24 protein-coding genes are annotated in these 23,582 nt (G+C 67.6%); 8 read left to right on the forward strand and 16 right to left on the reverse strand.

The window, feature by feature from the left end; genetic code table 11:
- Positions 1–2: 2 nt before the first annotated feature.
- The 4 genes from IU448_RS16710 to IU448_RS16725 all read right to left on the reverse strand — a co-directional run bounded on the left by IU448_RS16710 (position 3) and on the right by IU448_RS16725 (position 5,025).
- Entirely contained in the window at positions 3–539 is a 537-nt protein-coding gene (locus IU448_RS16710) for a methylated-DNA--[protein]-cysteine S-methyltransferase (protein WP_195056556.1), read from the reverse strand.
- Positions 536–2,101 (reverse strand): Ada metal-binding domain-containing protein, encoded by a 1,566-nt coding sequence (locus IU448_RS16715; protein WP_416383010.1) that lies wholly within the window; start codon positions 2,099–2,101, stop codon positions 536–538. The genes IU448_RS16710 and IU448_RS16715 overlap by 4 nt, the downstream gene beginning before the upstream one ends.
- A 405-nt stretch (positions 2,102–2,506) precedes the next feature.
- Positions 2,507–2,767, reverse strand: a complete 261-nt coding sequence (locus IU448_RS29400) for a YbdD/YjiX family protein (protein WP_267467150.1) — start codon at positions 2,765–2,767, stop codon at positions 2,507–2,509.
- Complete coding sequence (locus IU448_RS16725) at positions 2,764–5,025, reverse strand: carbon starvation CstA family protein (protein ID WP_195056558.1); 2,262 nt, start codon at positions 5,023–5,025, stop codon at positions 2,764–2,766. The genes IU448_RS29400 and IU448_RS16725 overlap by 4 nt, the downstream gene beginning before the upstream one ends.
- A gap of 190 nt (positions 5,026–5,215) precedes the next feature.
- Between IU448_RS16725 and IU448_RS16730 the strand changes: the two genes are divergently transcribed.
- Genes IU448_RS16730 through IU448_RS16740 form a run of 3 tightly spaced genes read left to right on the forward strand, consistent with a single transcriptional unit; the run spans position 5,216 to position 6,444 of the window.
- Positions 5,216–5,737, forward strand: a complete 522-nt coding sequence (locus IU448_RS16730; RefSeq protein ID WP_195056559.1) for a pyridoxamine 5'-phosphate oxidase family protein — start codon at positions 5,216–5,218, stop codon at positions 5,735–5,737.
- Positions 5,738–5,776: 39 nt separating this feature from the next.
- Complete coding sequence (locus IU448_RS16735) at positions 5,777–6,001, forward strand: CopG family transcriptional regulator (protein ID WP_195056560.1); 225 nt, start codon at positions 5,777–5,779, stop codon at positions 5,999–6,001.
- Positions 5,998–6,444: a type II toxin-antitoxin system VapC family toxin gene (locus IU448_RS16740; RefSeq protein ID WP_195056561.1), complete on the forward strand. Its 447-nt coding sequence runs from the start codon at positions 5,998–6,000 to the stop codon at positions 6,442–6,444. The genes IU448_RS16735 and IU448_RS16740 overlap by 4 nt, the downstream gene beginning before the upstream one ends.
- Here the strand turns inward: IU448_RS16740 and IU448_RS16745 are convergent.
- From IU448_RS16745 to IU448_RS16765, 5 genes are all read right to left on the reverse strand, one after another.
- The gene (locus IU448_RS16745) at positions 6,432–7,700 is read right to left on the reverse strand and encodes a hypothetical protein (protein ID WP_195056562.1); all 1,269 of its coding nucleotides are present in this window, start codon (positions 7,698–7,700) and stop codon (positions 6,432–6,434) included. The genes IU448_RS16740 and IU448_RS16745 overlap by 13 nt on opposite strands.
- Positions 7,701–7,893: 193 nt before the next feature.
- A complete protein-coding gene (locus tag IU448_RS16750; protein ID WP_195056563.1) occupies positions 7,894–8,403 on the reverse strand; it encodes a hypothetical protein in 510 nt (169 codons plus the stop codon).
- Positions 8,400–9,485, reverse strand: a complete 1,086-nt coding sequence (locus tag IU448_RS16755; protein ID WP_195056564.1) for a MerR family transcriptional regulator — start codon at positions 9,483–9,485, stop codon at positions 8,400–8,402. The genes IU448_RS16750 and IU448_RS16755 overlap by 4 nt, the downstream gene beginning before the upstream one ends.
- A gap of 127 nt (positions 9,486–9,612) precedes the next feature.
- The gene (locus tag IU448_RS16760; protein WP_195056565.1) at positions 9,613–10,041 is read right to left on the reverse strand and encodes a VOC family protein; all 429 of its coding nucleotides are present in this window, start codon (positions 10,039–10,041) and stop codon (positions 9,613–9,615) included.
- Positions 10,042–10,045: 4 nt separating this feature from the next.
- Entirely contained in the window at positions 10,046–10,888 is an 843-nt protein-coding gene (locus IU448_RS16765; RefSeq protein WP_195056566.1) for an AraC family transcriptional regulator, read from the reverse strand.
- A 191-nt stretch (positions 10,889–11,079) separates the two neighbouring features.
- On the opposite strand from IU448_RS16765, the gene ychF reads away from it, so the two are divergent.
- Positions 11,080–12,159, forward strand: a complete 1,080-nt coding sequence (gene ychF / locus IU448_RS16770) for a redox-regulated ATPase YchF (RefSeq protein ID WP_195056567.1) — start codon at positions 11,080–11,082, stop codon at positions 12,157–12,159.
- A gap of 82 nt (positions 12,160–12,241) precedes the next feature.
- Here the strand turns inward: ychF and IU448_RS16775 are convergent, their stop codons facing one another.
- Positions 12,242–12,463: a hypothetical protein gene (locus IU448_RS16775; protein WP_228813432.1), complete on the reverse strand. Its 222-nt coding sequence runs from the start codon at positions 12,461–12,463 to the stop codon at positions 12,242–12,244.
- Positions 12,464–12,678: 215 nt separating this feature from the next.
- Between IU448_RS16775 and IU448_RS16780 the strand changes: the two genes are divergently transcribed.
- Together IU448_RS16780 and IU448_RS16785 are read left to right on the forward strand one after the other, a co-directional pair.
- Positions 12,679–13,266, forward strand: a complete 588-nt coding sequence (locus tag IU448_RS16780; RefSeq protein WP_195056569.1) for a TetR/AcrR family transcriptional regulator — start codon at positions 12,679–12,681, stop codon at positions 13,264–13,266.
- A gap of 606 nt (positions 13,267–13,872) precedes the next feature.
- Positions 13,873–14,691, forward strand: coding sequence for a hypothetical protein (locus IU448_RS16785; RefSeq protein WP_195056570.1), 819 nt, complete (start codon positions 13,873–13,875; stop codon positions 14,689–14,691).
- 96 nt (positions 14,692–14,787) lie between these two features.
- On the opposite strand, the gene IU448_RS16790 is transcribed toward IU448_RS16785, so the two are convergent.
- From IU448_RS16790 to IU448_RS16810, 5 genes are all read right to left on the reverse strand, one after another.
- Positions 14,788–15,105, reverse strand: a complete 318-nt coding sequence (locus tag IU448_RS16790) for a hypothetical protein (protein WP_195056571.1) — start codon at positions 15,103–15,105, stop codon at positions 14,788–14,790.
- 201 nt (positions 15,106–15,306) lie between these two features.
- Positions 15,307–16,197 carry an ABC transporter ATP-binding protein gene (locus IU448_RS16795; protein WP_195056572.1) on the reverse strand — a complete coding sequence of 297 codons (891 nt, stop codon included), beginning with the start codon at positions 16,195–16,197 and terminating at the stop codon, positions 15,307–15,309.
- A 2-nt stretch (positions 16,198–16,199) separates the two neighbouring features.
- The gene (locus tag IU448_RS16800) at positions 16,200–17,957 is read right to left on the reverse strand and encodes a dipeptide/oligopeptide/nickel ABC transporter permease/ATP-binding protein (protein WP_228813295.1); all 1,758 of its coding nucleotides are present in this window, start codon (positions 17,955–17,957) and stop codon (positions 16,200–16,202) included.
- Entirely contained in the window at positions 17,954–18,952 is a 999-nt protein-coding gene (locus IU448_RS16805; RefSeq protein ID WP_195056573.1) for an ABC transporter permease, read from the reverse strand. The genes IU448_RS16800 and IU448_RS16805 overlap by 4 nt, the downstream gene beginning before the upstream one ends.
- 62 nt (positions 18,953–19,014) lie before the next feature.
- On the reverse strand, positions 19,015–20,742 hold the full coding sequence (locus IU448_RS16810; protein WP_195056574.1) for an ABC transporter substrate-binding protein: 1,728 nt from the start codon (positions 20,740–20,742) through the stop codon (positions 19,015–19,017).
- Positions 20,743–20,953: 211 nt separating this feature from the next.
- Here IU448_RS16810 and IU448_RS16815 point away from each other — a divergent pair, with 211 nt between their 5' ends.
- Together IU448_RS16815 and IU448_RS16820 are read left to right on the forward strand one after the other, a co-directional pair.
- Positions 20,954–21,601, forward strand: a complete 648-nt coding sequence (locus tag IU448_RS16815; RefSeq protein WP_195056575.1) for a hypothetical protein — start codon at positions 20,954–20,956, stop codon at positions 21,599–21,601.
- Positions 21,598–22,308 carry a hypothetical protein gene (locus IU448_RS16820; protein ID WP_195056576.1) on the forward strand — a complete coding sequence of 237 codons (711 nt, stop codon included), beginning with the start codon at positions 21,598–21,600 and terminating at the stop codon, positions 22,306–22,308. The genes IU448_RS16815 and IU448_RS16820 overlap by 4 nt, the downstream gene beginning before the upstream one ends.
- A gap of 7 nt (positions 22,309–22,315) precedes the next feature.
- On the opposite strand, the gene IU448_RS16825 is transcribed toward IU448_RS16820, so the two are convergent.
- Positions 22,316–23,578: an MFS transporter gene (locus IU448_RS16825; RefSeq protein WP_195056577.1), complete on the reverse strand. Its 1,263-nt coding sequence runs from the start codon at positions 23,576–23,578 to the stop codon at positions 22,316–22,318.
- Positions 23,579–23,582: the final 4 nt, after the last annotated feature.

Here is a 23,582-nt window from a genome sequence, read left to right on the forward strand (position 1 = left end):
CGTCAGCGGGGCGATTCGTGGTCGAGCAGCCAGCGTTTGGCGGGCAGTCCCCAGCGGAAACCGCCCAGGGTGCCGTCGGTGCGCAGGATCCGGTGGCACGGTACGAAGAGTGCGGCGGCATTGCGGGCGCATGCGCCGGCGGCGGCGCGGGTGGCGGCCGGTCGACCGGCGCGGGCGGCGAAAGCTGTGTACGAAATGGGATTACCGGGCGGAACCGTGCGCAGCACGTCCCAGGCATGCGCGAGGAACTCCCCCGACTGCTGCCGTACCGGAACAGCGTCGATCGCGGTGAGATCGCCCTGGTGGTAAGCGGTGACAGCCGCGGTCACGGAACCGAGTTCGGTGCGGGCGCGCACATTGTCCGGTCGTAGCGCGGGGTGGACGAGGACACGCAGGTCTTGCGGCGCCGCGGTCCAGCCGGCCGCCAGTACCGCACCGTCCGTTGCGACGATGGTGGTGAAGGGGCCGAGCGGGGTGTCGACGGTCGCGAAATCGGCTGTGCCGGTGTGGGTCGGGGAGAGGGTGGGGGCGGTCGTCACGAGATACTCACTTTCGCTTCGGGTTCAGCGGATTTCCCGGTGGCGCGGGCGCGCAGTTCGGAGCGCCACAGTTGCATGGACAGGTAGGAGCGCCAGGGTGACCAGCGCGTGGTGTCGGACAGGTCGATCCCGTGCCGGGCGGCGCCGCGGCGGACCACGAGATCGGTGGTGAGCAGGATGTCGGGGTCGGCGAGCAGCCGCATGGTCACGTAGTCGGCGGTCCAGGGTCCGACGCCCGGGAGTGCCAGCAGGTCGCGGCGCAGGTCAGCGGCTGTCCGGCCCTGGTGCAGCACCAGCTCGCCGCTCGCGAGTGCGGCTGCGACGGCGGTGATCGAACGGATGCGCGCAGCGGGACCGGCCAGTACGTCCGCGCCGTGCTCGGCGATCGCGGCGGGAGTGGGGAACAGGCGCGGGATCGGCCCGTCGGTGGGTTCACCTAGCGCGGCGACCAGGCGGGCGGTGTGGGTGTTCGCGGCCGCCACCGAAATCTGCTGACCGATCATGGTGCGTAGCAACAGTTCCGAGGCGTCCGCGCAGCCGGGTACCCGGATGCCCGGGGTGAACGGTGCACCGTCGCCGGCCGGCCCCGAGTGCAGGAGTGCTTCGTCGACGGCGACCGGATCGGCGTCCAGGTCCAGGAGATGCCGGATCCGCGCGACGGTGGGCGCGAGATCGCGCATATCTCGCAGGGCGAGGTCCGCGCGGACATGGCCCGGCAGCACACTGAGCCGTATCCCCGCGTAACCGTGCGGGGTACGAAGATTGCGCAGGTAGGCGCCTTCGCCGGTCGGCTCGGTGCGCCACAGTTCGAGGCCGGGCGTCGTATGGGCCGCCAGGAACCATTCCAGCCAGTCCCGGTCGAGTGGTTCGCGGTAGGGCAGCCGCAGGGTGAGGGTGCCGCAGGTGGTGGCTGCTGCCGGGTCGTTCACCCCCGGTCCGGTCGGCCCTGCCGATCCGGACCGGTTCCGCGACGAATCGGCGCGATCCCGCCGCTGCGCCTCCGTGCGCATGGTGCTCGGGCTCACCGCGAACACCTCGCGCACGGTGTCGTTGAACTGGCGGATACTCGCGAAACCGGCGGCGAAGGCGATATCGGACATCGGCATCTCCGTGGTCTGGATGAGCAGCCGCGCCGTATGCGCCCGATGGGCCCGTGCCAGCGCGAGCGGGCCGGCGCCGAGTTCGCTGGTGAGCACCCGGGTGAGCTGGCGTTGCGAATAGCCCAGCGTCGCCGCCAGCGCCGACACTCCGCCGCGTTCCACCAAGCCGTCGCCGATGAGCCGCATGGCCCGCGCCGCGAGATCCGCCCGGGTGTTCCACAGCGGTGACCCCGGCGCGGCATCGGGCAGACAACGCCGGCAGGCCCGGTAACCGGCCTGCTGCGCGGCGGCGGCCGTCGGGAGGAAGGTCACGTTCGCCGGTTTCGGGGTTATCGCCGGGCAGGACGGGCGGCAGTAGATCCCGGTGGTGCGGACGGCGGTGTAGAACTGCCCGTCGAACCGGGAATCGCGCGCGGTGACGGCGCGGTAGCAGCGTTCGAAATCCAGGACCGTGATGCTCACCCGGTTCACGATGTCAGGTCGAGCGGGGCGTGGCTAGCGGAAAACAGACATCATGGTGGGTGAGTCCTTGGGGCGCCGTGCCCGCTGTCTGTGCAGGTCACGGACGATCATGGTGCAGGTTCTACGCATCATCACTGGATGCGACGGCCTCGAGCGCACAAGCGGACCGGCCCGGCGGCAGCCGGCTCCGATATCGAAGACGATCTGCCCCCGGGGCGGTCGGCCGCGACTGCCGTGCCGTGCGGTTCGGACCGAGTGCAACGGGTTGCCGATCCGGCACGGGATCGCAGCGTTGCGGATGCTGTCCGCCGCGCAGGCGCGACGGACCTCGGGGGTAACTGCACCGCGTGGCTTCGTGGCCCCGGGGTCTGGCGTGGAATTCGGGGCGGCGCAGTGCCCGTCCGGTCAGCAGCAGCGGGCGCCCGGGTTGCGTTCTGCGTCCGCGTGCCGCTCACGCCAGTACGCGCGTTCGTCGGGGATCGGCTTGCCGGGGTGCACCCGGCGCATATGGGCGACGTAGCGCTGATAATCCTGGCCGCCGACGACGGAGTCCATATACCAGGCGACCGTGCGCGCCGCCCGGACCACCGCCGTTGCGCCCCTACGCCACACTGCGGGGCGCGGCGGGGTATCCCGGTGGTGGGCCGGTGCGGCGCGGCGAATCAACTGCGAACCTCCGCGTGGGCGGCTCCGGGCACCTCGGCCTCACCCTTGGCGATCAGCTCGTCCCATTCCCGCTGCACTTCCTTCTCCGCTTTGGTCGGAAGGAAACCGCTGGGCGCGAAAATCTTCGACGGCTCCTCCGGTGATTCCGTGGTGGAGGTACCGCCGGACTTCCAGGCCCGGTAGCACACCCATGCACCGGCCAGCGCCACGATCAGCACCAGCACCGCGAAGATGATCGACAGCGCGCCCTGGATGAACGTATTGCGGATCACCGCGTCCACGTCGCCGGGGGTTTTCGCGGTCAGGCAGAGTTCGCCGGCGTCGCGGGCGGCGCGGCAGATGCTGTTCTGCTTCCAGTAGCCCACCTTCGGGTCGGCGGAGAAGATCTTCTGCCAGGAGGCGGTCATGGTGACGATCAGGTCCCAGGCCAGTGCGATACCGGGGATCCAGGCCCACTTCGTCAGGCCCTTCTTCACCAGGATGGTCAGTACCACCACCAGCGCGATCGCCGCCAGCAGTTGGTTGGCGATACCGAACAGCGGGAACAGCGCGTTGATACCGCCCAGCGGATCGGTGACGCCCATGAGCAGGATCGAACCCCAGGCGGCCACCACGATCGCCGAGCACAGCCAGGCCCCGACCCGCCAGGACGGGTCGGAGAACTTGCGGGCCGGGCCGCGCAGGTTACCGAGCGAATCCGAGAGCATGAACCGCGCGACGCGGGTGCCAGCATCGATCGTGGTGAGGATGAACAGCGCCTCGAACATGATCGCGAAGTGGTACCAGAAGGATTTCATCCCGGCACCGCCGAGGAATCCCGAGAACACCTCCGAGATACCGATCGCCAGCGTCGGCGCGCCACCGGTACGGGAGATCACCGATTCCTCGCCGACATCCGCCGCGGCCTGGTCGAGTACGGCGCCGCTGGTCGGCGGGCCGGACAGACCCAGACCGTTCGTGTAGGCGGCGGCGGTTTCCGCGGTACCGCCGGTCGCGCCGGCCGGGGCGTTCATTGCGAAGTACAGATGCTGGTCGATGATCGAGGCCGTGATGATGGCCATCACCGCCACGAACGACTCCATCAGCATGCCGCCGTAGCCGATCATCTTGGCGTGCGATTCCTTCTCCAGCAGCTTCGGCGTCGTCCCCGACGACACCAGTGCGTGGAATCCGGACAGGGCACCGCAGGCGATGGTGATGAACAAGAACGGGAACAGGCTGCCCGCGAACGCCGGGCCGGTGCCCGAGGTGGCGAACTCCGAGATCGCGGGTGCTTTCAGCACGGGCAGGGTGATCAGGATGCCGACGGCCAGCAGCCCGATGGTGCCGATCTTCATGAAGGTCGACAGATAGTCGCGCGGCGCCAGCAGCAGCCAGACCGGCAGCACCGAGGCCACGAAACCGTAGGCGATGAGCATCCAGGAGATGGTGACCGGCGAGAAGGTGAACCAACCCGCCCAGGTCTCGTTCTCGTTGACCCAGCCGCCCGCGATGATCGCCAGGATCAGCAGCACGAAACCGATGGCCGAGATCTCCCCGACCCGGCCCGGCCGCAGATAGCGCAGATAGACACCCATGAACAGGGCGATGGGGATGGTCATCGCGATGGAGAAAACACCCCACGGGCTTTCCGCGAGCGCGTTCACCACGACCAGCGCGAGCACCGCGAGCAGAATCATCATGATCACCAGGACGCCGATGATCGCTGCCCAGCCGCCGATCGCGCCGAGTTCGTCGCGCGCCATCTGGCCGAGGCTGCGGCCGCGCCGTTTCATCGACACCCACAGCACCAGGTAGTCCTGGACGGCGCCGGCGAAGACGACACCGACAATGATCCAGATGGTCCCCGGCAGGTAACCCATCTGCGCCGCGAGCACCGGACCGACCAGCGGACCCGCGCCTGCGATGGCCGCGAAATGGTGCCCGAACAGCACCCGGCGGTCCATCGGCATGAAGTCTTTGCCGTTGTCCAGGATCTCGGCGGGCGTCGCGACGTCGTCGCGGGGTTTGACCACCTTGTATTCGATCAGCCGGGCGTAGAAGCGGTAGGCGATGATGTAGGTGCACACCGCGGCGATCACGATCCAGACGGCGTTGACCGACTCACCACGCGCGATCGCAAGGATCGTCCAGGCCACCGCCCCGAGCGCCGCGATGGCCGCGAAGATCGCCTTCTTCGCGGGGGTGATCGGGGATCGGTCGACCACGCCGACCGGTGGCCGGTCGGGGTCGGTCTCGAGGTATTCGATTGTCCTCATCGGGCAACTCCTGTACAGCGAGCGGACATGCCTGTCACATGAAGTTAACCGATGGGTACCGAGTGGTCGGACGATTGCGCCGAACGGTCGCTGTGGCGCGCTGAGCGGACGACAGCAGGGTTGCGCGCCCGCACCGAACAGAGCAATTTCGGTCAACCGTGGCGGAGCCGGCCGCGCATACGGTGGGAGAATGCGCGAAACGCCGGAAGAACTCACCGCATTGCAGGCCCTGCTCGATGCATCCCTCGCGGGCTCCACCACTCATCTGCGCTCGATCATCGACGCCGACCGCACCCTGACCGCGGAACAGCTCACCACGGTCCTCACGGGTATGCGCACACTGGCCCTGTCCACCGTCACTGCCAAGGGGGAGCCGCGGATCAGCGGCGTCGACGGGCACTTCCTGCACGGCCGGTGGTACTTCGGCACCGCGCGTAACGCGGCCAAGGCCCGCCACCTCGCCGCAAGGCCCGCAGCCAGCGTCGCGCATATGGATGGTGAGGATCTGGGTGTGTTCACCCACGGCACCGCGGAGGTCCTGAATCCGGCCCGTGGTGAACCGGACGCCGAGTGGCCCGAACTGCTTGCGTACTGCAAAGATCTCTACGGCGACGACGGCTTCGACTGGGACACCGAGGTCGTCTTCTACCGCCTGCGCCCGCACTGGATGACCGTTTACGCCCCCGACTTCGCGAAGCTCAGCGCATCCTGACCGAAACCGCGATGATACCTAGGTTGGTATCATCGAAGTATGGCCTGGACGATGCGACTACCGGAGGACGAAGAGCGTGCGCTCAATGCGCAGGCCGAGGCCGAAGGTCGTGCCAAACACGAGATCACCCGCGATGCGGTGCGTGCCTATTTGTTGCGTCACCGCCGGTGGGACACGGCTCTGCTGACCGATGACGAAACCTTCGATCTGGGCGGTCCGATCAGCAAAGCGGATATCCATGACGCCATGAACAAGCCGGCGTGATCGCCGTCGCCGACACCTCCGGTCTGCTGGCTCTGTTCAACCGCTCCGATCCCGACCATTTCGCCGCGCGCCGAGCCGCCGATGCAGCGAGTGCGATAGTGGTCAGTCCGCTCGCGCTGACCGAGGTACACCATGTGGCGAGTATCCGAGCCGATCGCCGAGCCGCGGACAGCATCCTGCGATCGATAGCCGAGCGTGTGGCGTCGAGCCGGATCGTCCTGCCCGAGGTCGATGCGCGGACCATTCGCGCAGCAGTCGAGGTCCGGGCCCGCTACGCCGCGATGAACCTCGATCTGGTCGACGCCATATGTGTCTGCTTGGCGGATACATTCGATACCGATGCGGTACTCACCCTCGACCGGCGTGACTTTCGCGCACTGCGCCCACTTGCCGGATACGGAGCTTTCCGGCTCCTGCCCGACGACTTCGATCAGGCGCGCTGACCATCGGTCACAGCATCGTTGTTTTCGTCCGGCAGGGGGCTGGTGGCCCGGAGTGTGTCCGGCCGCATTCGCCGGATCAGAATGCCGGCCATCGGTAACCACAGCAGCGCCAGAACGACCAGCCCGAGTGCATGCCAAGGCAGCCGCCACCACCACGGGGTAATCGGTGGGAAGGACTGTGCGCCGGCGACCGGTGCGGCGAAGGACCAGGCCAGGAACGCGTCGCCGATGGGGAGGACCCCGAAGGCATAGCGTTTGGACCCGCCGAGAGTGACCGGTACACCGAGTCCTTCACCGAGAGCAGTCAGTGACCCCGCCAGAGAATGATCGCCGTGCAGCCGCGCCGCGCCGAGGGCGACGACCGTGGCCGAGGCGCTGACACCGAGAATCAATGGCCCGGAGTCCACGTCCCCCTGACCGTCGCGCCCGCGCGGATACTCGCGCACCCCCGTCAGGCCGAACGGTGTGTCGACGAACACCCGGCGGAATATGCCGTACTGCTCGTCGGCCCATGCGCTGTCGATTTCCAGCAGGAATCGCTGGATCAGCGCCTGAGACGAACCGCGCGCGCCTTCGATCACGGGCTCTGCCGAGTGCGGAAGCAACCCAGTGGCCGGGTCCAGCCGATCGCGGGCCGAGCGCAGCCACTTCGATATCACCCCGTCGAAACGCGGCTCGACCACCCGGTCGTGTAATCGCAGCGCCGCGACGGCGATCACGCTGTCGACCGGCCAGACCTGCCCCGGATACGCTTCGAGGAACGGTCCCTTCTCCTCGAATGCCGCCGCGAGCGCCGCGCAATCGGCGGTGAACCGCGCTGTCTCCGGCGCACTCGGACCGGCGAGTTCGATTACCGCCCCGCGTAACCGGCTGGACCAACCGACATAGAAGACACCGTATTCGGGGCGCAGGTTCGCATCGAATGCCGCTCGCCCGGATGCGGTGCCGAGTCGGTCCAGCACCCAGCGAGCCTCCCGCACCGCCTCATCCCGGTACGACGGGTCAGCGCGCGCGATATCGGTCCATGTCAATCCGTAGAGGACATAGGAGAAGAAATAGCCCTCGGGAAACATGCCCTGCATCTCATCGCCGAGGCCGGTTTCCAGTTCGGACCGGAGAAAGTGCAGTTGGGCCGCGATATCGATGCGCGGCTGATCGGCCCGGTACAGCCGTAGCTGTGTAACGAGGAGCAACAGCGTGAGCAGGGCCGCGCCGGCGATGTACAGTGCCCGGACGAGGATCCGGTAGGAACTCATCCACCGACCCTAGACAGCCGCCGTCGCCGCTACCGTCGGCGAAGTCGCCGGATTCCGGCACCGCAGGCCCCGGCGATCCGGTAGCCGAGGCCGAAGGCCGTGCCGAACACGGGATCGCCCGCGATTCGATGCGTGCGTATATGTTGCGTCACCGCCGGTGGGACACGGTTCCGGTATACCGGAGCCGATCCGTTCAGGACTGTGGTCCCGGAGCGCTCGGGCGGCGGTCGGTGGATCGCTGGGCGATCGCCGTCGAGACTTCGTCCAGTGCCGTGCGGATCATCGCACCGTAGGCGTCGTCCGGGAGAGCGCTCAGATGTTTCCGGGCAGAGGCGAGCTGTTCGGCGGCCGCGCCCCACGATCCCAGCCGCCGGTAGTTGTCGGCGAGGTTGAGGTGCAGGGACGGATAGAATCCGGCCACCTGCAGGCTTGCGTGGTACTGCTGGGCGCGATCGTCGCCGAGGGTGTCGGCGGCGTCGAGGGCCCGGATATCCCAGGCCAGGGCGCGGGCGGGATCGTCGTAGAGGTCGGCCAGATAGTGGGCGAGGCTGCAGCGGTGCAGAGCGTCGCCGGCGGTGCCGATCTCGGACCAGAGTTCGAGCAGCCGGGTGCGAGCGGTTTCGATATCGCCGGCCCGGCCGAGCATGACGGCTTCGGTGATGGCGTTCATGGTGGTGTCGGGGGACAGCTGATCAGTGGTCATCGGGGGATCCGTTTCTCGGTGTCGACAACTGTGGAGTCGGCCGGCATGGCCAGGGTGGTGAGGTCGCCGTTGTCCGCGGACCGGACGACCATCGGGTCGTGCGGGCCGCCGATATCGAGCCGTACATCGGGTCCGATGGCGGTCGCGACGGCCGGGTGCAGGATGGTGAAATCGAAGACGAGCTCGGCGGACGCGCCGGTGACCAGCGCGGACAGTTCCTCTGGCGCTGCTGCGGTCCCGGATATTTCCAGTGCGCCCGGCGAAACCGTGAGCCGTAGACAGCGCGCCCGCTGCCGTTCCAGCGCGTGCAGCAATCCGTGTTTCGACACCACCACATGGGTTCGTGTCGCGGGGAGCGAGGCCAGCAGCGCGCGGTGGTCGGGGAAGGGTTCGGTCAGCGTCCGGCAAGTGCGGACGACTTCCCCGGCCGAACGGAACCGGACGCTGTGCTCGCCGGCCTCCAGTTCCACCAGGTGGGCGCGGCGGATCTGCTGCAACACCGCGCTCAGATCGGCACCGTCCACGGTTGCCGCCCATTCGGCCGAGCCGGCCTGTTCGGGGACGACCGTGCGGGTGGACAACCGGTACCGATCGGTGGCGGTGAGCGTCAGCGATTCGGCGGTCGCTTCGAGCCGGACGCCGGCCAATACGGGCAGGTCCGGGTCGGTGCCGGTGGCGGCGAGGATCTGCTCGACCGCCGCCGCGAGCACCGGTCCACGCACCGCGGCCACCGGCCATCCGGACGGTTCGCCCAGCGCGGCTTTCACGATCTCGGCGGTCCGGCGCGCCTGCTGGGTGCGTTCGGCCAGTCGCGTCATGTGGTCGTCGATCAGCCGGGCCGCATCGTGGGCGTCGGCGGTGAGCACCCGGGCGATACCGTCCAGCGACATATCGATATCCCGCAGCCTGCGGATGGTCACCGCCCGGGCCACCTGCTCGGGGGCGTAGTAGCGGTAGCCGGTGCTCTCGTCGACCCCGGCCGGCGCGAGCAGGCCGGAGTCGTCGTAGAAGCGCAGCGCGCTGGCGGTGATACCGCAGGAGCGGGCGAACGCACCGATGGTGATCAGGTCGGATTCGGGCACGCGCCCATCATCGGGCTTCGAGCAGGTTGAAGGTCAAGACGCGGGTGCGATCACCTCGATGCGTCCAGTTGCCGCATCAGGGACAGGCCCGCGCCGGGTGGCCGGTATACGGCGAGGACCGGCCCTGTCACTGGCCGCGGTAGGTTCCGAAGCTCCAGTAGTTGCCCTCCGGGTCGGCGACGGTGAATCCGCGCGACCCGTAATCTTCGTCCTTCATTCCTCTGATCGTCTCCGCACCCGCGGCGGTGGCGCGTTCGTAGAGGCCGTCCGGGTCGCTGCACACGACGTACACGGATTCGGTGCCCGGCGTGCGCCGCTCCGGCAGGCCGCCGTCTTTGTCCGCGGTGCCGAACATGATTCCGCCGCCCTCGGGCCAGCGCAGTTCGGCGTGTTCGATGACCGACGGATCGTCGTCGCGCGGATACATCGCGGTCAGTTCGAATCCGAAGGCCCGGACCAGGAAGTCCGCGGTGCCGCGGGCATCCCGGAAGGCCAGGCACGGCCAGACGGCCGGTGCGGGTGTGGTTGTCGTGGTGGTTTTCTCCGGTGCTGTCATGGTTTCAGCCTGGCTCGCCGGCGAGCTCCGGGTCTTGGACGGATGGAATCTCCTCGGCCAGCCACTGGGTCGGGCTGCAACCGGCCAGTCTCGCGAACTCGCGATTGAGGTGCGGCTGGTCGTAGTACCCGCAGGCGGCGGCCACCTGTGCGATCGAAACGAACGACGGCGTGTTCAGCAGCATCTGCTTGGCCCGCTCGAACCGGGCGATCCGTGCCGCCACCTTCGGGCTCAATCCGAACTCGCTGCTGAATCGTTTGGTGAGGTACTGCCTGCTCCACCCGATGCGTTCGGCGAGCGGTTCGACACCCATCGTCCCATGCGACCGCGCCACCGCCCGCCACGCCCAGGACAGCTCCAGGCCGACGGTCCGTCCCGGGACCAGCAGCCGGGTGAGCACCCGATCGCAGGCCGCGAACCGCTGTGGCCAGCCGGAATGCTGCTGGAGTTCCTCCCACAGTTGCCGCCCGGGCGCGCCGATCAGGTCGCCGAATTCGATCGAAGTACTCCACAGTTCCGCCGCGGGCAGCCCGAACAGCGCCCGGCAGCCCATCGGGGTGAGCTTTACGGCGACACCCTCCTGGGTGCCGTCGTGCGCGATCACCGCCGGGGTGTCCTGGAGGCCGCCGAGTATGCAGCGGTAGTTGTCCGGGGATTGGCGGGCGTCGGTCTGGCTGACCACGTCGATGACCGGCCCGATGGCCACGATGAAGGTCATATGCCGGGACGGCAGCCCGCGATGCAGGCCCGCTTCGAACCCGGTCATCCGGTAGCCGATATATCCGTCGATGAAAGCGGCCAATGCCGGGGCCGGGTGGGCCGTCACCACCTCGGAGGTCGGCTCCATAAGTGTCACGCTACGCGGGTTGTGCGCGTAGCGCCGCCGGTTCCTACTATCGCGCCGAGACCGGCGGGGGTGTGGACGACGAAGAGGTGACGGCTCAGCCGCGCCTTCTCCGCGAGCCTGCGCGCCGGCGCCTGCGCCCACGGACGGCCGACCGCCGCCCCGGCCGCCCGCCCGCGTAGACTCCAGTCCTCGTGAGTCTCACCCTCGGAATCGTCGGCCTGCCCAACGTCGGAAAATCGACGCTGTTCAACGCGCTGACCCGCAACGACGTGCTCGCCGCGAACTATCCCTTCGCGACCATCGAGCCCAACGTCGGCGTGGTTCCGCTGCCCGACCCCCGCCTGGACGAACTCGCGAAAATTTTCGGTTCGGCCCGTATCGTGCCCGCCACGGTGTCCTTCGTCGATATCGCCGGCATCGTGAAGGGTGCCTCCGAAGGTGCCGGCCTGGGCAACAAGTTTCTCGCCAACATCCGCGAAGCAGACGCCATCTGCCAGGTGGTCCGCGTCTTCGCCGACGACGATGTGGTGCATGTGGACGGCCAGGTGAACCCGGCCTCCGATATCGAGGTCATCGAAACCGAGCTCATCCTCGCCGACCTGCAGACCCTCGAAAAGGCGGTCGTCCGTCTCGAGAAGGAAGCCAAGGTCAAGAAGGACCGCAAACCCTACGCGGATGCCGCGAAGCAGGCGCAGGAGATTCTCAACAGCGGGCGGACCCTGTTCCACGCCGCGAAGGAGATCGACGGCGAACTTCTGAAGGAACTGTCGCTGCTCACCACCAAGCCCTTCCTCTACGTCTTCAACGCCGACGAGTCGGTGCTCAGTGACGAGGCCAAGGTTGCGGAGCTGAAAGAGTCTGTAGCTCCTGCGGATTCGGTTTTCCTGGATGCGAAGGTCGAATCCGAACTCCTCGAACTCGACGACGAATCCGCCGCCGAACTCCTGGAATCCATCGGCCAATCCGAACCCGGCCTGCACGCCTTGGCTCGCGCCGGTTTCCACACCCTCGGTCTGCAGACCTACCTCACCGCGGGCCCGAAAGAGGCCCGCGCGTGGACCATCCACCAGGGCGATACCGCCCCGAAGGCCGCCGGTGTCATCCACACCGACTTCGAACGCGGCTTCATCAAGGCCGAAGTCGTGGCCTTCGACGACCTGGTCGAGGCCGGATCGATGGCCGCGGCAAAGGCGGCGGGCAAGGTTCGGATGGAGGGCAAGGACTACGTCATGGCCGACGGCGATGTAGTCGAGTTCCGCTTCAACGTCTGACCCCGGCCGAGGAAGTCAGACAGCCCCAGGCGCGTGAATCGCTGCAGAGGCGGGCACTGGGGCTCCTGTCCGCTCGATGACTTCATGGAAGCGCCGCGAAAGCCTTCTTGGTGTCGCGATACCACCCCATCGCTTTCACTGGATGCTTCCAGCGTCCTTTCATCTCTTCGTGGGCCGGGACATGATCCTCGTCGCCACTGCGGGCGGCCTCCCGTAGGTGCCGATCCTGTGCCTTGATGATCTCGTCGGCGGTCTCTGCACTCAGCTCCATGTCGCACGGGCCACCCAGTTGGCGGCAGGTCATGGTCTTCACAGCGTTCTCCTCGTCATTGTTCTCATTTGTCGTTGTTCGGCAAGCTCGGTGGTATCGGCCGCACCCGGCCGGTCGAGATCTATTTCTTATCGGGCGCTGAGTGCGGTCCCGGCTGCCAATTATCGGCACGATACGTGTCGATAACTCATCTTGTGCCGACTCGGTCGGTTTGTCAACGGCACGCACCGTGCCGGTATGCTCGGCCCATGGCCGACCCGTCCACCGCACCGCGACGCCGCGGCGCCGAACGGACCAGAGCGCTGCTTGCCGTCACCCTCGAGCTGGCGACAGAGGTCGGCTATCGGGGGTTGAGTGTCGAAGCCATCGCCGCGCGGGCCGGCGTCGGGAAACACACCATCTACCGGCGTTGGCCATCCATCGCGGAATTGTTGCTCGACGCGCTGAGCGTCGTGTGGATCAGTGACCTGGACTACCGCACGTCCGGTCCGGTCCGGACCGATCTCCGCGAGCAGTTCATTCGCTCCAGTAAAGCTCTCTCCACCCCGCCCATCGGTCCCGTTTACCGAGCTGTCATCGCCGAAGCCCAGGCCGACCCCGCGCTCCGGGCGACGTTGCACGAACGATTCCTCGCCACGGTCGAACAGCGCACCTTCGACCGGATCACCCGCGCGCAGCGCGACGGTCAGCTGGTCGCCGATGTGAATCTGGAATACGCCGCCGAGGTTCTGTGCGGAACTCTCTACTACCGATGGCTGCTCACCTCCCGCCCCGTCGACGAGAAGGCAATCGATGGACTTCTCGACATGTTCATGGCGGCATACGGAGTACGCTGAGCGCGCGGTCGAGGTCGAGATCGAGCCCGCGCATCGAAGGATCGCCGCTACCGGGTGGCAGACCCGTATTTGCGGTTCTGGCTGCACCTCCTCGGTCATTTCATGGAGGAGATCGAGCGGGGGCGGGGCGACGACCGCCTGCCCGCCGCTCCCGCAGTCGGCGGCTACTGGACCCGCACCAACGACGTCGAAATCGATATCGCCGGGCTGATCGTTCACCCGTCGCCGAGGAGTTGCTGTTCGTGGGTTCGATCAAGTGGCTGGAGCATTCGCCCTTCGACCGGCACGACCTGGCAGCCCTCCATCGGCACCGCGCCGCGCTCACCGCCGAGCCCCTTCCGGTCGGGGCGGTCTCGCGCATCGTGGGTGTGCCGGTATGGAGTTATCCGGCCATACGTGGGTGCCCATGTGTGGTGATGAGACGATGCGCTCATGCGCGATGTCCTGGTGATCGGTGCCCGTGGCGTACTCGGGGCAGGGATCGGCGACACATTGTCCCGCCGTGATGGCATTCGGGTTCACCGGGGCTCCCGATCCGGTGGATCGGAGGGTTTCGTCGAGATAGATACGGGTTCGCGAGAGGCCCTACTGGCCGCGGTCGTGGGCATGGATGCGGTCGTGGTGGCCGCACCACAGTCCGAGCCAGCAGTTCAGATGGCATGCGTCGAGGCTCGGGTTCCCTGTGTCGACGTCTCTCCGAGCGGCGTGCTGTACGACCTCGCTGTGCGTGATTGCGCGGGCACCACAGTCCCCCTGGTGATGATGTGTGGGTTTTTCCCAGGTTTGAGCGGTGTCCTCGCCGCCCATGCCGCGCTCGGCCTCGACGAGGTCCACCGCATCGATATCGGACTCTTGCAGAGCTGCAACGCCCGGGTCGGTTCGGCAGGCGTCACCGATATGCTCCGAGCGATCGCTCGCCCGGTGGACGTGGGCGGCCGATTCGTGCGCGGCTTCGGAGCAACCAGGGAATTCGTCGTCGGCCGGCGCATCTTCGTCGGAAGGGCGATGCAGTACGAGGAGGCAGCCATCCTCAGTGCTTCCCTCGGCGTGGACCATGTCACGTACTGGACCGCCTGGGACAGTGCGGGTTTGACACGCGCCATCGCGATGCTCGCGAAGTTGGCATTGATTCGACCGATCCTGCGCGCCGGTCGGGGCATTACGCCACGACACGATCCCCGGAGGCCCGAGACCACATGGTTGGCTGCCGAAGCGGTCGGCACAGTTGCTGGGCGTCCGGCCAGCCGGCGAATCGGCGCCGAAGCATCGAGCGACTACGGCACGACGGCCGCCATGGCGGCCGTCGTGGTCGAGCGATTACTCGCCGGCCTCGAGACGCAGCCAGGAATCCTCGTACCGAAGGATTTCCTCGACTTGGAGGGCGTCGAGGCGGCGTTCGGCGACCGGTTGCGGGTGTATCGCTGACAAATCAACGCTGAAGCGGGAAGGCCGGTCCACAGCAGAGATGACCCCTCGGGCGGTGCCGGCGCGAACTCCTCGATGGATCGGACGACCGGCGACCTACGCTTGAATGACCTCGACCCGCACCAGTGCACCCGGTGAGTCGCAACTGGCCCAGGACTGGTTCTGCCCGTACTGCACCGGCCCGTACTTCCAGTAGGTGAACGGGACGGGCCATGCGACGCAGGTGAGTTTCACCTGGTGCCAGGTGGGCAGCTCGCAATTGGCCATGCCGCCGGTGTTGAAGATGTTGTAGACATGGCAGTTGGCTTGCCACACCGGGACATCGGCCTGAGCCACACCGCCACCGGCGAGCACAGTCCCCGCGGTTGCGGTGGCAACGATGGCGCCGGCGGCAAGCCGTTTCGCAGACAACATAACGAGCCTCCTGAATCGATGTTGTATGGAACACATCGCTGAGAAGTCGCCCCTGTTACCGAAACCGGACGTGACATGCACAGTGGGCCGTTGCTGCATGTCCGGTGCGGGAGCGCAAAGCACGTCCGGTGCGCAAGCACGACGCGGGCTCGGCGCTTCAGTGCGTCCGTTCCGCTGGGCCCCGGATACGCCGGCGATGTATCACGCCCCGGGTAGCGCTTCGTCGGTGCCGGTCCGGCGGCGGGATCCACGCAAGGCTGCGAGTAGGAGTTGCTTCGTTGTGGGGTGGTGTGGATTGCGCAGGACCTGCGCGGTCGGACCCTGTTCGACGATTGCGCCGTCGGCCATCACGAGGACGCGATCGCAGGTGTGCGCGGCGAGCGCGAGATCGTGGGTGATGTGCAGGATCGCGGTGCCGTGGTCGCGGGCGAGATCGCCCATGAGCTGCGATACTTCGGCGCGCAGGGTGGCGTCGAGCATGCCGGTCGGCTCGTCGGCGAGGATCACCGCGGGCCGGGTCACGATCGCCCGGGCGAAGGCGACCCGCTGGCGTTCGCCGCCCGACAGTTCGTGCGGGAACCGGCGGGCGTAGTGCGCGGGGTCGAGACCGACTGCGAGCAAGGCCGAGCGGGCGGCTTCCGTCCGGGCCGGGGTATCGCCGATACGGTGGATGACGAGAGGTTCGGCGACGATATCGAGGACGCGGCGATGCGGCGGCAAGGACGCGTACGGATCCTGCATCACGAGATGCACGGCGCGGCGGGCCGTACGGCGGACAGACGCGGCGGCGGCGAGCAGATCGACGCGATCGTGTCGGTCGCCGCTATGCGCCGGGATATCGAGCAGGGCGGACCCGGCCGACGGGGCGACCAGCCCGGCAATCGCTTTCGCGATGGTCGATTTACCGGCTCCGGAGCCGCCGACGAGGGCTACGGTCTCGCCGGCCCGGAGTTCGAGGTGTACATCGCGCACAGTGACGGTATCGCCGTACCGGACCGTCAGCCCGGTTACTCGCAGAACCGGTTCTCGCCGGCGGGCCGGGAGGTGATCGTCGCGGGCCACCTCGGCCGTCCGGATCATTTCGGTCGTCATCGTCACAGGACCTTCTCGAATTCGCTCATATCGGGCATTGCGCCCATCAAGTCGCGGGTGTAGGGATGCTGCGGATCGGCCAGTACGGTCCCGGCCTCGCCCTGCTCGACCACACTGCCCGCGCGCATCACGGCGACGCGGTCGGCGGTCCGCGCCACGACCGGCAGGTCGTGCGTGACGATCAGTACGGTCAGGTGCAGCCGGACCCGCAACTCGTCCAGCAGGTCCAGGATCTCCTGCTGGACGAGCACGTCGAGGCCGCTGGTGGGTTCGTCGGCGACCAGTAGTTCCGGTTCGTTCGCCAGCGCGATCGCGATGACGACGCGCTGCCGTTGCCCGCCCGAGAGTTCGTGCGGGAACGCCCGGTGCCGGTCGGCCGGGAGTCCCACCATCCGCAGCAGTTCGCGGGAACGCTCTTGGGCGCGATCGCGGGGCACGTCGGTGTGGACGAGGACGGCCTCGCGGATCTGGTCGCCGATGCGGTGCACGGGGTTGAGTGCCGATTGCGCTTCCTGCGGTACGAGACCGATACGTGAGCCGAGCAGGGCGCGACGTTCACGGGCGCCGAGGTCGAGCAGATCGCTGTCGCCGAGCAGGATGCGCCCCGACATGATCCGGGCCGCCCCGGGCATGAGGCCCACGATCGCGGCCGCGACCGTCGACTTGCCCGATCCCGATTCCCCGACCAGGCCGAGGACCTGCCCGCGCGCAATCGCCAGATCGACGCCGGTGCAGCCGCCCCCCGTATGCTCGCCTTCGCCGTAACGCACGGTGAGGTCCTCGATGCGGAGCAGCGAATCGCGGGTGGCGGCATTGTCGTGCAGAGGTCCGCGCAGGTGTGCGCGGTCAGGTGCGGGCGCGCCGCCTTCTCGGGTGGTACGGACGGCCGCCGTGGAACGGCGTGGCTTACCGCGTCGGACGATCCGGCGGATTGCCCCGTCTGCTGTGCGCTCCACCGCGCCACCGGCGAGCGCGAAACCCAGCACGGTCAGTCCGATGAGCGCGCCCGGCGGTACGACCCACCAGAGCCAGGCGTCGGTGAGGAAGGCGCTGCGGCCGTTGGCCACGCTCAGCATCATGCCCCAGCTCATGGAGGTGATATCGCCGAGACCGAGGAACGCGAGCGACGCCTCCAGCAGGACCGCGTTCTTGACCGCGAGCACGAGCTGCGGCACCACCAGTACGCCGACGGCCGGAACGATATGCCGGGTCAGCACATAACTGTGGCGGGCGCCCATCGCGCGCAGCGCGTGGATATGGTCGCGCTCGCGCACGCTCAGCACCTGGGCGCGCAGCTCGCGGGCCACCGGCGCCCAGAGCGCGATGGAGATGACGAAGATCTGCGTGACGATCCCGGGTCCGGCCAGGACGCCGATCACCAGGGTGAGCGGTACGACGGGCAGCGACAGGACGACGTCCACGATGCGCATGAGCACGGTATCGGTGACGCCGCGCAGGTAGCCGGCCGTGATGCCGACGGCCATCCCGACCACGGTCGCCGCGATCGCGGCGATGAATCCCACGAGCAGCGAAGGTCGCGCACCGAAGATGAGAATACTGAGCAGATCGTGCCCGACATCGTCGGCGCCGAGCAGATGCGCCGCCGAGGGCGCGGCGAACGGTCGCGTCACGCGTTCGCCCGGATCGTATGGGGCCAGCCAGGGCGCGAAAACCGCGACGGCGCACAGCGTGAGAACGATACCGATACCGATGCGGCTCGTAACAGACAGCGACCGCCAGCCGGTGCGCAGACGCGTCATGCGGGGACCACCTGTCGGGTATGCCGGACGCGTGGGTCGAGCAGCGGATAGAGCAGATCGGCGAGGATATTCGCCAGGATCACGCCGAGCGTGGCGAGCAGGAACGCGCCCTGCAGCAGTGGATAGTCGCGCGCGGCCACCGCGTCGGCGATGACCTTGCCCAGACCCGGATAGGAGAACACGGTTTCGACCACGACGGCGCCGGAGACGAGGGCCCCGGCCGCCATCGTGGCATTGGTCGCGATGGGCAGCAGCGCGGTGCGCAGCGCATGCGCGGTGGCGACACGGCGTTCGGGCAGCCCTTTGGCGCGGGCGAGGCGGATGTACGGCTCGCCCAGCACGGTGGTCATGGAGGCCCGCGCGAGCAGATAGTAGGTGCCGATCGAGGTGATGATCATCGTCAGCAGCGGCATGATCAGCCGGCGGCCGGATTCGGCCAACCAGGCGAAGGTTTCGTCGGGCAGTTCCGCCGACGCGTACGAGGGCAGCCAGCCGAGCTGGGCGGAGAAGACCGTGATCAGCAGCATCGCGATCCAGAAGCCGGGCATCGAGTCGACGGCCAGGACGCCGACGAGCGTGGCCTTGTCCTGACCGGGGCGGCCGGTGCCGCGTCGCCACGCCGACCACGCTCCGAGCAAGGATCCCACGATGACGGCCCCGATGAGCCCGAGCCCGACCAGTGTCAGCGACCAGGGCAGTCGTTCCATGAGGACGTCGGCCACGGGCCGGTTGTGGACGGTGGACAGACCGAGATCGCCGTGCAGCAGATCTGTCCAGAAACGCCAGTACTGTACGAGAACCGGATCGTCGAGTCCGTAGAGCGCACCGAGTTCGGCGAGCTCTTCCGGGCTGGGATCACCCTCGCCGGTGAACATGACCAGGGCGGGGTCGCCCGGAGCCAGCCGCGGCAGCGCGAAGTTGAGGGTTACGGCCACCCACAGCACTACGGCGTACTGCCCCAGCCGCGAAAGCCAGGAACTGTCCGGCCTCTTCATCTGTGGTCCTCTCGATGAACGCAGGTGACCGGCCGCCCTCATCGCGGCCGGTCAGCTGATTGTCAGTGCCCGTGCTCTTCCGAGGCCGGGGGCTCGGTGACCCCCGTGGCCGGCGCGGTACCGGTGAGCTCGGCGATCGCGTCGACCGTGCTCGCATGGGCGGCTTCGACAACGTCGGCCGGCAGGAACGACCATTTGTGGACGATGCCGTAGCCGGGGCTCTCGGCCCAGCCGCCGTAGGTGTGCGAAACGGCCCAGTGCTCTTCGGGATAGAACAGCGCAACGGTCGTCGGCGCGGCGTTGTGGATCGTCTGCAGGTCCTGCATTACGCGGATGCGGTCCTCGTGGGTGGTCTGGGCCAGCCATTCGGCGTATTTCTTGTCCCATTCGTCCCAGGCGACCTTCGTCGCCCACAGGTACCCCGAGCGATGCGACATGATGAACTGATCGGGATCGGCGACACCGTGTGCGCCGATGGAACCGACCAGGAGGTCGTAGGTCTTCTGGGCCGATCGCTGCGAGAGTGCCGCGGCGTCCATCCCTTCGATCTCGACCCCGATGCCGACCTCGCCGAGATCTTCGGCGACCAGTTCGGCGGCCCGGACATCCTGGGGGAGACCCGAATCCACGTACATCCGGAGGACGAGCGGTTTGCCGTCGATCTCGCGGACACCGTCACGATCGGTATCGGTGTAGCCCAGCTCGTCGAGTGCGGTGCGGGCGGCTTCCTGATCGGTCGGCGTCGAGTTGCCGGCGTTCGCGAAGGGCGCGTCGGGGTGGGGGTAGCCCTGGGTTGCGGGCCGGCCCTGGCCGAGCGCGACCACATCGAGCATCTGTTCCTTGTCGACCGCATCCGACAGCGCGCGCCGGAACTTCGGCGTGTCCAGCGGTTCGCGCAGGAAGTTCATTTTGATCTCGGGGAAGCTCAGCGCCTGCGTCGTGAGCGAGTCGAGGTTGCCCGACTGCTCGAACTGCGCGACGAGTTCGGGGCTGAGGGTGCGGGTGGTCGCGTCGATCTCCCCGGACTGCAGCGCGGTGAACGTCGCCGACTGATCGGTGATCACCGGCATCTTGATGGTGCCGACCGTGGGTTTTCCGGCGAAGTAGTTCTCGTTCGCGGTCAAGGTGTAGCCCTCGGTGGGGCTGTAGGCCGTCAACTGGTACGGGCCGGTGCCGATCGGCAGGTCCTGCACCGTTTTCGCCTCGGCCGGGTCGATATCGGCCCAGATGTGCTCGGCCACGATGGGGAGGTCGGCGAGGGTGACGCGGGCGAGTGAGGGGCAGGCGTCACGGCATTCGAAACGTACGGTGTCGTCGTCGACCCGCACTGCGCGTTCGACGTACGGGGTGTCGTTGACGTGGTGCGTATACCGGCCGGTGGGTGCGTCGTGCATGTACTGGAAGGAGAAAACGACGTCTTCCGGGGTGAACCGCTCGCCGTCCTGCCAGGTGACATCGGTTCGCAGGTCGGCTTCCCAGGTGGCCGGGTCCAGTTGGCGCACTTCGGTGGCCAGCCACGGCTGCGGGTCGTCGACGTACGGTGACGGCGCCAGGAGTTTGTCGTAGACGAGTTCGACGAGCTGGTCGGGCGCTCCGGCGAACAGGTTGATGGGGCCGGCGTCCTTGTCGAGCGCGATGGTGAGCTGCTCGGCGGTGGCGGGCCCGGTCAGGTCGGCGAACCCTGTTGCGCCGGAGCCGGAGTCCGTGCTGCCCGTGCAGCCGCTCAGGGCGACGGCCAGCACTATCGCGGCGCCGGCGCCCGGCAGGGCGCGGCTCGGACGGTTGATCAATGGATCCTCGATTCAGGGGGTCGTGCAGGGCCCGGACGTGGCGGTAGAAAACCGCCGCCACCCCCAGGCCGAATCGAGGTTAGCCTAACCTTAATATGATTGTGAAGTCTCAGCGCTTCAGAATTGTCTTCATCGGAGTGTGTACGCCCGTACTCGAGTGCTAGGTTAGCCTAACCTGTTTTACGTGTCCGTCACGGGTCAAGGAGTTTCGATGCCCCCGGTTCTGCAACTCGTTCAACGCCGTGCCTCGCCGGCCGAGGACACCGACCGCATCGCTGTCCGTGATGTGTACGACCTGGACGCGACAGACCTCGCCGACTTCGCCGGAATCATGGTCAGTGGTGCTTGTGACCAGCGTTTTCTAGCCGCGCGAACCGACCGGTTGTCGGCCTGGGTACGCGCCGGCGGACGCATGGTCGTCAACGGGCATCCGCTGGAGCGGTTCGTCGACAGTATGCCGAAGTACCGCAAACTCGACTTCCACACGACCCGCGATCTGTGGCTCACCGAAACGGGCTCGCACCCGATCTGGGACGGAATCGACCGCCGCGACATCCTCTTCAACACCGGTGTGCCCGGAACGCATACTTTCGAAGATCTCGAGCGCATCGGTGTCGCCGGGTTCTATGCGCACGCCTACTTCGTCGACCTGCCCGAGGGGGCTGTCGCGATCACCGGGATCGGCCAGGGGCGCCTGCCTGTGGATGTGGCCTACCCGCTCGGGGCCGGCGAGGTGGTCCTGCATCTCGGCAACGACATCACCGCGTTCTCCCGCCCCGGCACCTCCGCCGCCGGCCTCGGCGAGCGCGCGCTCACCTACCTCGAGGGCGCCGCGGCGCTACAGGAGATGGCACGATGACCCGCATCGCATTCGTCCACACCGGCAGCTTCTTCCATCTCGCGGACCTGCGCGACCCTGCCGTACGCGCCATGGACCCGACCGATGTCTACGCACCCGACCTGGAGCCGGGCGGACTCGACGGATTCGACGCCGTCTACGTCGCGGCGCGATTGCATCCGGGTGTGCTCGCCCGGATCGCCCCCATCCTCGTCGGCTTCCTCGACACCCCCGGCGCGCGAATGTACATCGACGGCGAGAACTCCGTCGGCGACTGGCTACCCGGCACCACGGAAACGCCCCGTGGCACGAACTTCTGGGCCTGGCGGATCGGTGAAGACGTCGGACGCCGATCGGTCAACCAGGACCATCCGTTCTGGGACGGCCTCGCCGACGATGCCGTGCACTGGCACTATCACGGCGTGCTCACCCACCCCGCGACGGCGGTACCGCTCGTCCGGCTCGAGGAACTGCCCGAACGGCCGGGTGCGGACGGCGAGACCGAAGATCCCCAGGGCACCTCGTACCGGGCCCTTCCGGGGCACAGCAACACACTGATGTACTACGACGCCGGCAGCTTCCCCGCCGAACTGGTCGTCAGCACCATGGACGCGTCCTATCACCACGGCTCGGGTTTCATGCCGGGCGCCACGCAATTGCTGTACCGGATGATGCACTGGCTGCGCGGTGCGCACGTCGTCGCGCGCGAGGCAGCGGCGGCACGCTGAGCCGCGCTCAGCCGACACTGGACGACGGACGGCACCAGACCGCGTGCACACCACTCGGTCCCTTACCGCGGTCCGTTGCGATGATCAATACCGCGCACCCGAGACCGGAAAGGACCAGGCTCGACCCGAACAGGGCCGGATAGCCCAGGAGTTCGCCGACCGTACCCGCAGCGAAGCCCGCGATCCCCTGCACCGTCACGACCGCGCAGGCCAGCAGCGTGTAGTCGCTGCCGGCGTGGTCGCGATCGGAGGCGTCCATCATCAGGGTGAACACCGCCACGGTCGCGGCGCCGCCGAGGATGTGCTCGGCCAGGCTCGCGGTGACGATCAGTGCGAAACCGCCGGTTCCCAGTGCGGCGATCAGGTAGAGGGCCAGGCTCGCGGTCTGGGCGACACCGCCGATCAGCAGGGCGCGGCGGCGGCCGTACCGGAAACACAACCAGCCGCCCAGCGCCGCGCCCGCCAGCGCACCCGCCGACGACAGCGCGCCATTCACCAGAGCTATCTGGCCGAGGGTCAGCCCGGCGTCGGACATGAACGGGCCCACCATCGCCGAACCCATCGAATCACCGAATTTGAAACCGCCGATGAGCAGGATGAATACGAGCATGCCCGGCCGGCGTAACCGCTTCCACCACCCGGTCGTCAATGCGGCGGCGCGGGGTGGCGGCACCTTCGGCTCGGTGCGGGTGGCGGCCCGCGGTAACCACCACACCGGGATCGTGGTCAACAAGAGCAGAACCGCCATCGCGGCGAAAAGACTGCGCCAGCCCGCGAGCGCGAACAGCCACAGCAGTGCACCGCCGCCGGCGATCATGCCGATCCGGTAGGCGCCGACCTGGATCCCGTTCCCCAGACCGCGTTCTCGTGGACCCAGCAGTTGGACGGCGAGTCCGTCGGTGGCGATATCCTGGGTCGCTGATACGGCGTTCACCACGGCGATCCCGACGAGCAGCCAGCGCAACGACGAGGAAAGGTCCAGACAGGCTAGCCCGACCGCAATTGCCGAGCTGGTGAGTTGCAGTGACAGCAGCCATTGCCGCCGGGTGCCGTAGTGGTCGACGTAGGGAGCCCACAGGAATTTCAACGCCCACGGGGCGAAGAGGACACCGGTGGCACTGATCTCGATCAGCGAGAAACCGGATTCGCGGAGCACCACGGGCAGCGCCTGGGTGAAGAACCCGTACGGCAGGCCCTGCGCGAAGTAGAGAGCGGTCAGCAGAAGCAATGTCCCGGCGGAGATCGTTCCGGGCCGGGCCATGGTTCGCATACGG

Source organism: Nocardia flavorosea, from assembly GCF_015477805.1.
Lineage (GTDB): Bacteria > Actinomycetota > Actinomycetes > Mycobacteriales > Mycobacteriaceae > Nocardia > Nocardia flavorosea_A.